Below are 14,278 nucleotides of genomic sequence, written 5' to 3' on the forward strand. Positions count from 1 at the left end.
CTGTCGCCACGCCGCAGCGGCATGGGGCGCAGGATTGCACTGGATCCATCGCGTCTTCGGATCCCTACGTGTTCGAGGTTTCTTGGAGCCATCTTGGAGGCTTCTCGGAGTTTCGCACGGCACGGCGATGATTGCCTCTTGCAATCCTCCAGGGTTTCACCCACTCTTGTTGCAAATAATTTGCAACTGCAAGAACGGCCATGGACAATTCCCCCATTTCTCTTCTCGAACGTGCCGCGTGGCGGCGCGAGCGCTCCATGCCGTCGATGCCGGAGGTCAGCGGATCGATCCCGATTCGGGGCGGTACGCGCTGGCGGCGCGCACTGGCCTTCATGGGACCGGGATACCTTGTGGCCGTCGGCTACATGGATCCCGGCAATTGGGCGACCTCCATCGCCGGCGGTTCGCGCTACGGCTACGCGCTTCTCACCGTGGCGCTCGTGTCGAACATCATGGCGATCATTCTCCAGGCGCTGTGTTCGCGGCTCGCGATCGCGACGGGCCGGGACCTCGCCCAAGCGTGCCGGGACGCCTATTCCAAGCCCGTGGCCTGGGTGCTGTGGGCTCTCGCTGAACTCGCCATCTGCGCCACGGACTTGGCGGAGGTGATCGGCACGGCGATCGGCCTCAACCTGCTGTTCGGGGTCCCGCTCGAGATCGGCGTCCTCGTGACCGCCCTCGACGTGTTCCTGATTCTCTATCTGCAGAACCTGGGCTTCCGCTGGGTCGAGGCCTTCGTCATCGCGCTGCTTGCCGTCATTGCGGTCTGCTTCGGCATTCAGATTGCCCTAGCCGATCCGCAATGGGGGCTCGTCATCCGCGGCTTCGCGCCGACCACGGAGATCATCACCAACCCGGACATGCTGTATCTCGCTCTCGGCATCCTCGGCGCCACAGTGATGCCGCATAACCTCTACCTGCACTCGGGCATCGTCCAGACCCGCGCCTACGGCGACACGCTGCCGGAAAAGCGCGAAGCGCTGCGCTACGCGACACTCGACTCGACTCTCGCGCTGATGTTCGCGCTCACCATCAACGCGTCCCTGCTCATCCTGGCGGCGGCGGCGTTTCACCACACCGGACGGACCGAGATCGCGGAGCTCGGCGAAGCCCACACGCTCCTCCAGCCCCTCCTCGGCTCCGCCATCGCGCCAACTTTGTTCGGCCTGTCGCTCCTGTGCTGCGGTCTCAACTCCACCGTCACGGCCACCATGGCGGGTCAGATCGTCATGGAAGGCTTCATCAACTTCCGGCTCGCTCCCTGGCTGCGCCGCCTCGTGACACGCGGCATCGCCATCGTGCCGGCAGCGGCCGTCACCATCGCCTACGGGGAAAGCGGCACCGCGAAGCTGCTGATCTTCAGCCAGGTCATCCTGAGCCTCCAGTTGCCCTTCGCGGTGATCCCGCTCGTCACGCTCACGGCATCGAAGGCCAAGATGGGCGTTATGGTCGCGCCGCGCTGGCTGACCGTCGTAGCGGGCATCATCGCCGCCATCATCGTGGCCCTGAACATCAAGCTGCTGGTGGATTTCGTGCTCGGCTAGCCGCCTGTCAGCGGACAAAAGCCGACTTCGGCGATTGAACGAGGACTAGGCTCTCCGCCTCACGATGGCAGTCAACCCTTCGGCGAGGCTGAAGCTTGCGAGGATGATGAGGAAGGGTTCGAGGGGAAGGCGGTAGCGCGGGATGCCGTGGGTCACGGTGTGAATCGCCGTCAGGTAGGCTGCCAGGAGAAGGATCGGGACGATCAGCAGCCATTGCTGAAAACTGAGCCGCAGGAGCGCGAAGACCGCAAGCCCATAGACGGGTACGACCGTGACGAACGAAATGGCGTTGACGGCTGCCGAGTCCGATCCCGGCATGGGATTCCAGAACCGGAGAAACCGCTCCATGCAACGCTGGAGCCAATGGATCGGATCGGATGTGATGTAGTGCAGGGCCGCATCGACCATGGCCCGATCCCGGGCGATGGGATCGGCGATGCCGTTGAACCGCTCCCAGGCCGGAGCGAGCGCCTGGAAGTCGAGGCCGACACGGTCGAACAAGGCGGAATTCTCGATCACGAGCAAATTGCCCATGCCCAGATCGAGGCGCACGAAGGTGTGGTAGAGGTTCCAGTTATGCCACCACCAGGGGGCCATCAGCGCCCCATACACGAGCGCATAGAGCCCGAGGCGAAGGGCGACCGTGCGAAGTCCCGTTTCCCTTCGTGCGATGCAGAAGGCGACGATCAGGAGAGGCGCCAGGAGGTCGAGCGTGGGACGGGTCAGGATCGACAGAACCACGCACACGCTCCCGACGGCGAAGCGTCCCCGGTAGAAGCTCAGGAAGGCCAGGAGCAACAAAGCGATATAGATCGTCTCGGTCAGCCGCATATGAGCGTAGAAGACCAAGGATGGGGAGAGCGCAGCCATCAGCCCGGCCAGGAAGGCCGCCAGCCGCGACCGGAAGAGGTCGAATGAAATCAGTTGGACCACTGCGGCTGAAAGCGCGGAGACGACCCCTTGCAGGATGAGGATGCCGTTCGGTCCGAGCACACTGATCGCCAGCGGATAGAGCGGCATGTAATTGCCGGAGCTCATCGCGCCCGTGGACAGCAGCGCGTGTCCGGTCGCCTGGTAGACCGCGGTATCGGGCCAGTCGCGAACAGGGACGAACAGGTGCCACACGATCCTGACGACGAGCGCCAGGATCGTGACAACCATGAGGTCCTGAGACGGGACCCGTGCCAGGGCGGCCGTTTCGGCCCGGTTCCGGTTCTCCGCCCTCACCCCGCTCTCCAGCTTCGGCGGCTCAAGGCTCAGGCCGCCTGCAGGCGGCTCAGAGCTTCTTCGATCTTAGCCTTGCGTGACAAAGCGTCGTCCCGGCGATCGCGCTGCTCGTCTACCACTTCTTCCGGCGCACGCGCGATGAAGTCGGCGTTCCCGAGCTTGGCGTCGATCTTGCCCACATCGGCGACGATCTTCTGAATCTCCTTTTCGAGCCGCGCGCGCTCCGCCGAAAGATCGACGACGCCCTCGAGAGGAAGTGCCGCGACCTCGCCCCGCACGAGGAGTTGGACCGAACTCTTCGGAGCCGCCTCGACGACGCTGATCTCGGACACCCGAGCCAAGCGCTTGATGGTATCGTTCCAGCGCTCGGCCCGTGCTTTCACGTCGGCGGAAGGCGAGACGAGGGAGAGCGGGATCTGAGCTCCTGCCGGGACGTTGGTCTCGGCCCGTGCCGAACGGATCTCCGTCACGAGGTCGACGACCCAGCCGATTTCCGCTTCTGCGCCGTCATTGGAAAGCCCCGAGAGGTTCGACCATGGCGACAGGGCCAGGATCCGTTCGCGGGCGGGGCCCTGCCGGCCTTTGATCTCCCACAATTCTTCCGTCAGGAACGGCATGAACGGATGGAGAAGCTTGCAGATTTCATCGATGATAAAGGCAATCGTGGCGCGCGTCTCGTCCTTGGCGGGCGAGTCAGGCCCCTGGAAAACGGGTTTGGCGAATTCCAGCATCCAGTCGCAGAACACGTTCCAGACGAAGCGATAGGCCGCGTTCGCCGCATCGTTGAACCGATAGGCCTCGATGCCCGCCGTGACCTCGGAGAGCGCCTTGGCGCATTCGCCCAGGGCCCATTGGTTGAGGGTTTCCTTCACGGATGCGGGATCGAAACCTTCGACCCGCACGCAGCCGTTCATCTCGGCGAAGCGCGCGGCGTTCCAGATCTTCGTCGAGAAGTTCCGATAGCCCTCGATCCGCTGTGTGCTGAGCTTGATGTCGCGTCCCTGCGCGGCCATGGCCGACAGGGTCATGCGCATGGCGTCGGCGCCGAACTGGTCGATGATGTCGAGGGGATCAAGGACGTTGCCCTTGGACTTCGACATCTTGGCGCCCTTCTCGTCGCGAACGAGGGCGTGGATGTAGACCGTCTCGAACGGCACTTCGTCCATGAAGTGAAGGCCCATCATCATCATCCGGGCGACCCAGAAGAAGATGATGTCGAACCCGGTGACGAGCACGTTCGTCGGGTAGTATCGCTTCACCTCCGGCGCGTCGTCGGGCCAGCCGAGGGTCGAGAAGGGCCACAGGGCGGACGAGAACCAGGTGTCGAGCACGTCCTCGTCACGGACCAGATCGACGTCCCGTCCATGCTTGGCGCGGGCCTCTGCCTTGGCGTCCTCCTCGCTCAGGGCCACGTAGACGTTGCCGTCCGCATCGTACCAGGCCGGGATCTGGTGACCCCACCAGAGCTGGCGCGACACGCACCAGGGCTCGATATGCTCGAGCCATTGGAAGTAGGTCTTCTCCCAGTTCTCCGGCACGAACGTGGTGCGCCCGTCCTTCACGGCACCGAGCGCCCGTTCGGCCAGGGGCTTCACGTTCAGGTACCACTGATCGGTCAGATAAGGCTCGATGACCACGTTGGACCGGTCGCCATGCGGGACCACATGCGTATGCGCCTCGACCTGCACGAGGTCGCCGCGCTCTTCGAGCAGGTCGACGACGCGCTTGCGGGCGATCGCGCGATCGAGACCGTCGAGCTCCATGACGGCGCTCAGGTCATCCGACGCGGGCAATCCCACCAGGAAATCGTCGTTGCCTTTCAGAAGCATCCCGGCTTCGACGTTCAGGATGTTGATCAGGGGCAGCTTGTGGCGGCGGCCGACCTCGAAATCGTTGAAGTCGTGAGCCGGCGTGATCTTGACCGCGCCCGTGCCCTTCTCGGGATCGGAGTACTCGTCCGCCACGATGGGAATCCGGCGACCGATCAGCGGCACGAGGGCGAACTTGCCAATCAGGTCCTTGTAGCGTTCGTCATCCGGATGGACTGCAACGGCCACATCGCCCAGCATGGTTTCGGGCCGGGTGGTGGCGACCGTGATGAAACGCTCAGGCTCGCCCTCGATGGCGTAGCGGATGTGCCAGAGATGGCCCTTGACCTCGACCTGCTCGACCTCGAGATCCGAGATCGCCGTCTGGAACTTGGGGTCCCAGTTCACGAGGCGCTTGTCCTTGTACATCAAGCCCTGCTTGTACAAGTCGACGAAGACTTTCAGCACGGCCCGGGACAGGCCCTCGTCCATGGTGAAGCGCTCCCGCGACCAATCGCAGGACGCGCCGAGACGCCTGAGCTGGCTCTGGATGCGCCCGCCCGACACTTCCTTCCATTCCCAGACCTTGGCCACGAACTCCTCACGGCCGAGCTGGCGCCTGTGAATCTGCTGCTCCATGAGCTGGCGCTCGACCACCATCTGCGTGGCGATGCCCGCATGGTCCATGCCGGGCTGCCAGAGGACGTCGCGCCCGCGCATGCGCTCGAACCGGCAGAGGATGTCCTGCAGGGTGTTGTTGAGGGCGTGGCCCATGTGGAGGGAGCCGGTCACGTTCGGCGGCGGAATTACGATGGTGTAGGGTTCGGCGCCCAGCCGTTCCGGCCGGCCGGCCTTGAAGGCCTCCTCGGCCTCCCAGCGATCGGCAATGCGCGCCTCAACGGTCGCGGGGTCAAACGTCTTGTCCATCATGGCGAAAAACCAGCAATTGGGCGCAAATGCGCATCGATGGGGTTACAAACCGAACCCGACCGGGGAAGTCAACAGAAGAGGGAGCGGCTCCAGGCTCATAGGCCTTGGGCGCAAGGGCGCGCGGCCTGCGCTCAGGCGCGGGTGACCCGCTCGATTTCGGCCTGTACCAAGCGCTCGACGATGCCGGGAAGGTTCTGGTCGAGCCATGCCTTCAGCATCGGGCGCAGCATCTCCTTGACGGTGTCCTCTAGGGTGGACGCGGCGGCTGCCTGGGGGCGCGGCTCAAGACGGCCGAAGGCGTTCGCCACCGAGGCGCTGACCGTGTTGGACAGGAGCGGGCTCGCCGGAGCGCCGTCATCCGGCGCGGCGGCTGATACGGAAATGGCGGTGGCAGGCTCGTCCACGGCGGGCGAAACGGGCTCATCGTTCTCGCTCGCGGGTGGGGCTGCCTCCACGAGCGGACGGAGCGCCTCGGACTCCGGCGTGTCTTGTGAGTCGGGCTCGTCCTGATGCGGAACGGCATAGAGGCCCGGGTGGGGGCGCGAACTCGCGATCATATCTCCTTCGTCGGAGATGATCCGGCGGATGGAGGCGAGGATTTCTTCCATCGAAGGTTCGGACACCTTCGGGTTTGCTGAACTCATGCGCCGCATCCGGATCAAAAATGGCGAGACGGGCGACCTTAGCCCGTCAAACGTTAAATTAGTTCAGCCACCTCCCATCCGGCAAGCTCACGGGAGGAATGTCGCTCGGGCGCGGCCTGGACTCTCCGGCGGCCTCAGCGGCTTATGGAATGTTCAGCGGCCGTCAGGCGTCGTCAGGCCGTGCCACAGGTCCTTGACCTGATCGAAATGCTCCTTGGCGCTGTAATGTGCGACATTAAGCCCGAGAGCGCGGGAATTCAGGCGACCGGAGGCTTGCACCACGGCGTAGGAGGCCACGACGCGGTCGCGCTGGGCCGTGATGAGATTGACGCGCGCGTTCAGCAGTTCCTGCTGGGCGTTCAGGACGTCCAGAGTGGTCCGCTGGCCGACCCGAGCCTCTTCGCGGACGCCGTTCAGCGCGGTCTCAGAGGCCTCCACCTGCGCCTGCGCGGCGAGGATCTGGGCCCTGGCGGCCTCGAGCTGGCCCCAGGACGAGATGACGGCGGCGCGCACCTGATCGCGGATCGAGTCGGATTCGAGCCGGCGCTGCCCCGCCGTTTCCTTGGCCTGGCGGGTGCTGGCGGAGGCGACGCCGCCATCGTAGAGCGGCACCGACAGCTGGATCGTGGCGGAGGCCGAGATGGCGCGGTCGCCGAAGCTGGTATTGTCGAACCGGTTGGCGACGGAACCGCTCAGGCCCACGGTCGGCGCGAGGGCGCCTTCCTCGATCTTGATCTGAAGTTCGGCGGCGTCGACCCCATGGAGCGAGGCCTTGATGGCCGGATGCTCGCTGAAGGCGACCTTCAGGGCCGCGTCCACGTTCCGGGGCAGAAGCCGATCGAGCGGTCGGCCCGGCGCCAATTGGCGGGGCTCGACACCGATGGTCTGGCGGTACACCGCGATGCTGGTGCGCAGATTGGCCTCGGCGAGGCTCGCCTGCGAGCGGGCGGCCGCGAGGCGGGATTCGGCCTGGGCCACGTCCGTGCGGGTGACTTCGCCCACGTTGAAGCGGTCGCGGGTCTGGCGAAGCTGCTCCTCGATGACCTCGACGTTGTTACGCTGCAGGTCGAGGATCGCGGTATCCCGCAGCACGTTCATGTAGGACGAGGCCGAGTTGAATAGGGTGTTCTGTTCGTCGTTCCTCAGGGTTTCGCGAGCGCCGAGGGAGGCCGACTCGGCCTGCCGGACGGAGTTTTCGGTGCGAAAGCCGTTGAAAAGGTTCTGATCCACCTGAACGCCGTAGCCCCGCGGACGGAGCTTGCGGGTCGTCTCCTGGTGGCTCGACTGGGCGGAGGCGGGAATGTCCCCTTCCACGATGGAGAGGCCCGCATCGGCGGTAGCGTTCACGCGGGGGCGGTAGCCCGACTTGGCCCGAGGCACGTTCTCGTCCGTCGAGCGCACTTCCGCGCGTGTCGCATTGAGGCTCGGGTTATTCACATAGGCTCGGGACAGGGCGCTCTCCAGCGTCTCGGCGGAAGCAGCCTGAAGACCCGCAATCGCAAATACCGAAGTCATCATGCCCAAAAGAGCAGTCCGACCATCGAGGATTCGAATGTTTTTCACGCCTACCTGCCCATCAACTGAACGCTTTGGCCCGGAGTTGAGCCATTTTTTAAAAGTTTGATTCACCAAAACACTCAAAGCGCGACAATAAACATTAGGGGCGAGTCGGCAATTAGCCCCTTGGGTATCGGGCTCAATAAAAGTGCGGGTGGCGCAAAAAAGCGACACCTGTTCGGATGTGTTTACAAAGACTTAAAAGACAAAGGCCGGCTTGGGCTGAAAGGCCGGAATCACCGGGGCGGCGGCGTCGAAGAGTTGTCGGGACCCGAATGCATCGCCCGTACGGACGTGGAGCATGGTTCGTGCCGAGCGTCCGTCTCCTTCGATGCAAACGAGACGGCCGCCATCGGCCAGCTGGCTCAAGAGGGCGTCAGGCCGGAGATTCACGGATCCGTTGACGAGTATGGCCGCATAGGGAGCGTTTTCGGCCCAGCCCTTGTCGAGGGGGCCGGCCTTCACGGTGACGCCCGCCACACCCTGGGCCGCCAATGCATGCTTGGCGGCCTCGGCCAGGGCCTCGTCGGCCTCGAGGGCCGTCACGTTGGCGCCGACCTCCGCCAGCACGGCGGAGGAGTAGCCGCGCCCGCAGGCCACGTCGAGAACCGCCATGCCGGGCTCGATCTCGAGCGCCTGGATCATGCGGGCCTGAACGGCGGGGGCGAGCATGAACCGGGGCTGCGCCCCCTCGCTCACGGCGATGTTCTGGTCGATATAAGCGAGCTGCTCGCGGCCCGGCAGCACGAAGCGCTCGCGCTGAATCGTGCCCATGGCGTCGAGCAGGGCGATGTCGTTCACGTCGAAGGTGCGCAGCTGGCTGTCAACCATCGTGCGGCGCGCATACGCGAAATCGACCATCAAATGCCCCATCAGGAAATTTTTGGAGGCCTCGCCCGGAATCGAACCGGGGTGCAAGGATTTGCAGTCCTCTGCGTAACCACTCCGCCACGAGGCCTTCCGTAGAGCCGCCGACGCGGCTGGTGCTCCATAGCAGAGCGTCGCACCAAAGAGCAACCTCCCAAAGTGATTGTGGACAGACAAGATGGGGGTTGCAACGGCCCGAACCCTGATATATGCCCTCGACCACACCGGCTGACAGGGCGCTCGCCTTTCCGTCGGCCCTGCCGGACGATCGGTTCCGGCACTGGTGTGGTGATATTCCGGCGTGGCGCAGCGGTAGCGCAGCGGACTGTTAATCCGTTGGTCGTAGGTTCGAATCCTACCGCCGGAGCCATCACCCTCCTCCCCCTTTTTTTCTCATAGCCTCGAAGACGGTTGGGCCCTCCCCTCGGGGGTGCGCATCTCCTTCCATACACCTCGCTGCCCAGCGCTTCCGTAGCCGAACGTCATATCGGAAATCCCAGGATGCGAGCGCTTCAGACGCCAGGCTGCCCACGGGCACCGGAAGCTTGGCCTTGCCCGTCCCGCTCCAGCGCGGACGAATCTCCTGGCACAAGCGGACAAGGAAAAGCCCAGGCTCCGGGGCGAACGGGCGGGGTGCCTTCGCACCTCCTGCCGCGCCTGCTACGGGCCTGGGCTGAACGGTTACCAGACGGGCGCTCGCATCGTCAGGCGAGCGCGGGAAAGGACCGGGCCGGAGTACATCCGTCCTGGCACGGCCTCATCGCGGCTGCGGTGACGCCCGCCGCCGTCGAAGTCCCTGTCATGTCCGCTGGGGTCAACCTGATATGGGGGTTGTTACGCAATCCGCAAGGGCTTGCCGTAGGTCCATCGCGGAGGATCGCATAGGGATCAGACGACGGAAGACACGGTCCCGGCCCCCTGGGACAAGACCGCCGCGAGAAGCCCGAGACCGCGCTCCAGTTCGACCCGGTTCTCGGCCGCGCCGAGCGAGACCCGGATGGCGTCCGGCGCTGCCCCTACGGCGAACGCCTCGCTCGGGACCAGCGCCAAGCCCGACTGCCGCGCTTGCCGGTTGAGGTCCCCCTGCCGCCAACGATCCGGCAGGGTCAGCCAGAGGTGGTGTCCCTCCGGATGCGCCTGGAGGTCCATCCCGCGCAGGATTCGGCGCGCAATCGCCTGTCGGGCCGCACTCTCCTCGCGAATGGCGGCCGTGATCGCATCGAGCGTACCGTCTTCGATCCATCGGGTGGCCAGGGCTGTCATGAGCGGCGGCGCCATCAGGGATGCGGCCCGGATCCGCGCCGCGAGATTCAGCGCGTCGGCAAGCGCGGGGGTCGCAACGAAGGCCGTTCTCAGGGCGGGTGTGGCGCATTTCGACAGGGTCGCGATGTGCCAGGTGAGATCGGGCGCCAGAGCGGCGATCGGCGCCGGCGCATGCCGGGGCAGAGCCCCGTAGGCGTCATCCTCGATGATCGCGATGCCGTGACGGCGGGCGACTCGGATGATCGCCTCGCGCCGCGACTCGGTCATCGTGGCCGTCGTCGGATTGTGGATGGTCGGGACGCAGTAGATTCCGCGCGGACTCTCCCGCTCGCAAGTCACCGCGAGGGCGTCGGCCAGCATCCCCTCCCCGTCCATGGCCACGGGTGCGAGCCGCACGTGGAGCTGCTCCGCGATGGCCTTCAGGCCCGGATAGGTGACATCCGGCACGCATAAGGTCTGACCAGGCCGCACGAGAATCTGGACGACCGCATGAAGGGCCGTCTGCGCTCCCCCCGCCACGACGAGCCGATCGATGGAAACAGGGCCGAGACGCGCCGCGAGCCAGCGGGAAGCGGCCAAGCGGTCCGGCCGGGCCCCGGCGCTCTCCTGGTAGTTCAGATGCATGAGCCCATGCGGCCCCGAGAGCACCTCCGCGACGCCATCCCTGATGCGCTCGCGCAACTTCGCGCCGGCCGGTTGCGGCGGCATGTTCATGCTCAGGTCGATCATGGGCGGTGCTGCGGGCGTGTTGCCGCGGGCGAAAGTCGGCCTCCCGCGCACGAAGCTTCCCCGCCCGGCGCTCGCCTCGATCAGACCCAGTCGATGCGCCTCGTTGAAGGCTCGCGTGATCGTGGTGAGGTCGACGCCGAGCTCCCTCGCAAGCTGGCGCTGTGGCGGCAGGCGGTCTCCCACCTTCAAGCGCCCGGATTCGATGTCGACGGCCAAAGCTCCCGCGATGGCGAGATATTTGGGACCGGTGCTTTCCGCGATCTGCGGCATCCAGGACACCATGCGTTCTTGACCCCGACATTTCAGAATTGTATGCATAGTCCCGAACTGAGAAGCATACATCTAACCGACCTTGCTCGTTGCCGAGCAGCCTAATGCCGCAATTCATATCACGCATTGTATGGTTTTACAATCCATACATGCTGCGAGATCCGACGCAGAACCGCAGGAATGACCGTGACCAAGCCCATGTCCGCCCGGGATACCGTTCTCAAGTACGGCCTCAGATGCCGCTGTCCCCGGTGCGGGCAGGGGCAACTGTTCGACGGCTTCCTGACCTTGGCTCCGCGTTGCGGATCCTGCGGGCTTGACTATTCGTTCGCCGATCCGGCGGACGGTCCCGCGTTCTTCGTCATGATGACCATGGCCATTCCGGCCACCGCCCTGGGGGTCTGGATTGAGCTGGCCTACGAGCCGCACCTTTGGGTCCACCTGCTCACGACCCTGCCCTTCCTGTTGCTGTGCTGCATCCCGACCATCAGGCCCTTCAAAGGGATGCTGGTGGCGAGCCAGTACTTCTACAAGGCCGAGGAAGGACGCTTCGAAAAGGCGAAGCCACCCCGCGATCCGTCCGCACGCGGGCCGGACCGCGCTTTCGGGAGCTGAAGGCAGCTCGGGGCGGCCACCGCGCCGGAACTTACCCCCGTGCTTCGCCGTCTATCCGAACCTGTCGCAAGCCAGCACTCCTGCGACGGACACACCCGGGAGGCTTCAGATGTACAGGGGTTTTGGCGTCACGGTCACGGTTCCGCAGCCCGGAGGCGAACCGAAAACGGCTCCGCTGGTGGTTGTGGCCCGAGACGAGACGGATGCCGAGCTCGTGGCGGCGCAGGCTGCCGGGCCGGATGCCCATGCCGAGACCCTGCGCGAATTGACGGAGGCGGAGGTTCTGGCCCATGAGCTCGACCTCACCGCGCATGGCAGCGCAAAGGTCCTGCCCGTTCTCAACCTCTAGCCCGGCGGATGCAGCGGGCATGCCGCATGCCCGCCCTCCCCGTTCAAGCCGAACCGCTACCGCACCGGCGGCGCGTACACGATGCCCCCTTTGGACCACAGGCGATTGAGTCCCCGGTCCAGTGCGAGTTTCGTCCCCGGTCCGAGATTGCGGTCGAAGCCCTCGCCGTAGTTGCCGACTGCGCGCACGACTATGAAGAAAGCCTCAGGGCGGTGGCGCGGTCTTTCCTTCGGTGCTCGAGGCTAGACCGTAACATCCGTCGCGAAGTCTCATCTGTGAGGGGCGTTACATGCGGGTGCACGAGGCCTCGCGGGCGATCCGCACGCGGCGGGATCGATGGAACCTCCGTCCGGGTCGGGCGATTGTAGGAACAAGTGGATGGGCGACGGCAGGACTGATCACCCTCGACCGGGCCTGGAGGCCCTCCCATCCGTCAAAGGCCTCGTGCTCCCCACGGCACGGGGCCTTTCATTTTGGCGCCCGGCCGCATGGCGCTGGAATATCCCGTGTTATAGGCTCGGGTCGTGAACCCGGCGGCTGTCGTCCGGCGCCTCGGCGCGGTCGTGCAATCCATAATCGCGGATGACCGTCGCAACCCGAAGTCGGTAATCCGCGAAGACCCCCTGGCGGCCCTCCCGCTGCGTGGCCCGGTGGCCCGGACGGTTGCGCCAGCGCCGCACCGCGTCCTCGTCACGCCAGAAGGACAGCGACAGGATTCGGCTGGGATCGGTCAGGCTTTGGAAACGTTCGACCGAGATGAACCCTTCGATCTGCCAGAGATCGTCGCGGAGGGCGGATGCGAGGTCGAGATAAGCTTGCCTCTGGCCCTGGGCGGGCCCCACCTCGAAGATTACGGCGATCATGACCCGACCGTCTGCGCGTGAGGAGCGGAGACCAGGCGCAGAAACGTGCGGTCCTCCCGGCGGATGAAGCGTTCTCGCTTGGCGAATTCGAAGTTCTCCCTGCCGAGGCGATCCTGGCGAAGGCGCTCGCGGTAGGCCTCGTATTCGGCGAGGCTTCCGACGGTGTACACCCCGTAGGCAAGCGTGCTGGAGCCTTCGTGCGGTGCGAAGTACCCGATGAGGCCGGCACCGCAACGGGGAATGATCTGACCCCAGTTGCGCACATAGGCTTCGAAGGCATCGACCGCGCATGGGTCGATTTCGTAGCGGATGAAGCAAGTGATCATGCTCGGTTATCCTCCCGAGCCCGTTGTAGCCCATGCTCCGCCAGCGATGGACGGGATCGCTTCGGCCGTGACCGAAGCGACGGGAGCCCCAAGGCGCCCGCCGCCGGACGCCGGCCAGAGGGATCAGGATCGAGGCGGCAGCATCTCAATGCCGTAGCGGGCACCCGCTGAGACGATCCGTGGAATGTCGGGCGGCGTCATCGGCGGGAAAACCGATGCATCGGCCACCGGCTCCCCGGCCTCCGCAAAGAAATTCTCGTGCAGGCCGCCCGGCAGGTTGATGATCAGCATCCGGGCCGGGGCCTCGCCGCCATTGCGGAATCCATGCGGCGTTCCACGGGGCACGAAAACGAACGACCCCGGCCCACGCAGCGACTTTTGCTCGCCGAGAATGAACTCGTACTCGCCCTCCAGCACATAGAACGCCTCGGCGTCGTCACGCTGGAGATGGGGGGGCGTGCCCTGGCCCGGCGCGGTGCTGGTCTCCACCAGGGAGAAGAGCCCCTCGGTCTCGGCCGCCGTAGCCTTGAACGTGATGAGGGTTCCCAGCAGATGAACGGTGTCGCCTGCCCGGGGATGTGAATGAGCCGTGAGGGATGCCATGATTGTCTCCTGATCCGCAAAATGATACGATTATCTCTTAATGAGATTGTCGTCTCATAAGAGGATTGATGTGAGCAGTCAAGATTCCAAAGAGCGCGTTCGGCAGAAGCAGCGCACCCGCAACGCGCTGCTGGCGGCGGCGCGGGAACTGCTGACGTCCGGGAGGCAACCGACGGTGTCGGAGGTGGCCGACCATGCGGGCATCTCGCGGGCGACCGCCTACCGCTATTATTCGGCGCCCGAGGTGTTGGCTCAGGAGGCGATCCTCGATGCGGTTGCGGCGCAGTTCGAGGGCCTAGCCGCCGGAATGACGCGGGGCGACGACCCGGCGAGGAACGCCGAAGACCTCGTCGCGGCCGTGCTTCGCATGGTTCTGGCGAACGAGGCGCTGTTTCGAACGTTCCTGACCCTGGCCAGCGCAGGCGATGGTCGACCCACCCGTGGCGGCCGAAGGGTCCGATGGATCGGAGCCGCTTTGGAGCCTCTGGCGAGCAGGCTGCTGCCTGGAGACTTCGATCGCCTCGTGAATGCCCTGTCTCTCCTGGCCGGAATCGAGACTGTCGTCGTTCTCAAGGATGTGTGCGGCCTCGATCCGGACGCTATGGAGAACACCGTCCGATGGATGACCCGCGCGCTCGTGGCGCAGGCCTTGGAGGCCGGATAGGCGGCCGAACCGGAGAGGG

13 protein-coding genes, 2 tRNA genes and 1 pseudogene are annotated in these 14,278 nt (G+C 65.1%); 5 read left to right on the forward strand and 11 right to left on the reverse strand.

All coding sequences use genetic code 11. The features are described from left to right. Nucleotides 1–200 precede the first annotated feature (200 nt). Nucleotides 201–1,544 carry an Nramp family divalent metal transporter gene (locus ILT42_RS09425; protein ID WP_204215302.1) on the forward strand — a complete coding sequence of 448 codons (1,344 nt, stop codon included), beginning with the start codon at nt 201–203 and terminating at the stop codon, nt 1,542–1,544. A 45-nt stretch (nt 1,545–1,589) separates the two neighbouring features. On the opposite strand, the gene ILT42_RS09430 is transcribed toward ILT42_RS09425, so the two are convergent. The 6 genes from ILT42_RS09430 to ILT42_RS09455 form a co-directional block, all read right to left on the reverse strand. After that, entirely contained in the window at nt 1,590–2,771 is a 1,182-nt protein-coding gene (locus ILT42_RS09430; protein WP_204215304.1) for a hypothetical protein, read from the reverse strand. Nucleotides 2,772–2,800: 29 nt separating this feature from the next. Continuing rightward, nucleotides 2,801–5,509 carry a valine--tRNA ligase gene (locus tag ILT42_RS09435; RefSeq protein ID WP_204215306.1) on the reverse strand — a complete coding sequence of 903 codons (2,709 nt, stop codon included), beginning with the start codon at nt 5,507–5,509 and terminating at the stop codon, nt 2,801–2,803. Nucleotides 5,510–5,640: 131 nt separating this feature from the next. Next, nucleotides 5,641–6,153 (reverse strand): DUF2497 domain-containing protein, encoded by a 513-nt coding sequence (locus ILT42_RS09440; protein WP_324617726.1) that lies wholly within the window; start codon nt 6,151–6,153, stop codon nt 5,641–5,643. A 153-nt stretch (nt 6,154–6,306) separates the two neighbouring features. Then, complete coding sequence (locus ILT42_RS09445) at nt 6,307–7,671, reverse strand: TolC family outer membrane protein (protein WP_204215310.1); 1,365 nt, start codon at nt 7,669–7,671, stop codon at nt 6,307–6,309. A 237-nt stretch (nt 7,672–7,908) separates the two neighbouring features. Further along, entirely contained in the window at nt 7,909–8,571 is a 663-nt protein-coding gene (locus ILT42_RS09450; RefSeq protein WP_204215312.1) for a protein-L-isoaspartate O-methyltransferase family protein, read from the reverse strand. Nucleotides 8,572–8,594: 23 nt separating this feature from the next. Next, nucleotides 8,595–8,668 (reverse strand) — tRNA-Cys (locus ILT42_RS09455). 204 nt (nt 8,669–8,872) lie between these two features. Here ILT42_RS09455 and ILT42_RS09460 point away from each other — a divergent pair. Further along, nucleotides 8,873–8,947, forward strand: a tRNA-Asn gene (locus ILT42_RS09460). A 518-nt stretch (nt 8,948–9,465) separates the two neighbouring features. On the opposite strand, the gene ILT42_RS09465 is transcribed toward ILT42_RS09460, so the two are convergent. Then, complete coding sequence (locus tag ILT42_RS09465; protein WP_204215313.1) at nt 9,466–10,839, reverse strand: aminotransferase-like domain-containing protein; 1,374 nt, start codon at nt 10,837–10,839, stop codon at nt 9,466–9,468. 198 nt (nt 10,840–11,037) lie between these two features. Between ILT42_RS09465 and ILT42_RS09470 the strand changes: the two genes are divergently transcribed. Continuing rightward, complete coding sequence (locus tag ILT42_RS09470; RefSeq protein WP_204215781.1) at nt 11,038–11,454, forward strand: DUF983 domain-containing protein; 417 nt, start codon at nt 11,038–11,040, stop codon at nt 11,452–11,454. A 109-nt stretch (nt 11,455–11,563) separates the two neighbouring features. Beyond that, entirely contained in the window at nt 11,564–11,803 is a 240-nt protein-coding gene (locus tag ILT42_RS09475; RefSeq protein WP_204215315.1) for a hypothetical protein, read from the forward strand. A gap of 56 nt (nt 11,804–11,859) precedes the next feature. Here the strand turns inward: ILT42_RS09475 and ILT42_RS22830 are convergent. The 4 genes and pseudogenes from ILT42_RS22830 to ILT42_RS09490 form a co-directional block, all read right to left on the reverse strand. After that, nucleotides 11,860–11,994: pseudogene (locus ILT42_RS22830) on the reverse strand (amino acid ABC transporter substrate-binding protein); the annotation flags it as partial. A gap of 318 nt (nt 11,995–12,312) precedes the next feature. After that, the gene (locus ILT42_RS09480; protein ID WP_204215317.1) at nt 12,313–12,666 is read right to left on the reverse strand and encodes an antibiotic biosynthesis monooxygenase family protein; all 354 of its coding nucleotides are present in this window, start codon (nt 12,664–12,666) and stop codon (nt 12,313–12,315) included. Further along, on the reverse strand, nt 12,663–12,992 hold the full coding sequence (locus ILT42_RS09485; RefSeq protein ID WP_204215319.1) for an NIPSNAP family protein: 330 nt from the start codon (nt 12,990–12,992) through the stop codon (nt 12,663–12,665). The genes ILT42_RS09480 and ILT42_RS09485 overlap by 4 nt, the downstream gene beginning before the upstream one ends. A gap of 123 nt (nt 12,993–13,115) precedes the next feature. Then, nucleotides 13,116–13,595 carry a cupin domain-containing protein gene (locus tag ILT42_RS09490; RefSeq protein WP_204215321.1) on the reverse strand — a complete coding sequence of 160 codons (480 nt, stop codon included), beginning with the start codon at nt 13,593–13,595 and terminating at the stop codon, nt 13,116–13,118. A 70-nt stretch (nt 13,596–13,665) separates the two neighbouring features. Here ILT42_RS09490 and ILT42_RS09495 point away from each other — a divergent pair, with 70 nt between their 5' ends. Further along, entirely contained in the window at nt 13,666–14,259 is a 594-nt protein-coding gene (locus ILT42_RS09495; protein ID WP_204215323.1) for a TetR/AcrR family transcriptional regulator, read from the forward strand. The last annotated feature ends 19 nt before the right edge of the window (nt 14,260–14,278 follow it).

It is taken from the genome of Microvirga pudoricolor (assembly GCF_016892705.1).
Lineage (GTDB): Bacteria > Pseudomonadota > Alphaproteobacteria > Rhizobiales > Beijerinckiaceae > Microvirga > Microvirga pudoricolor.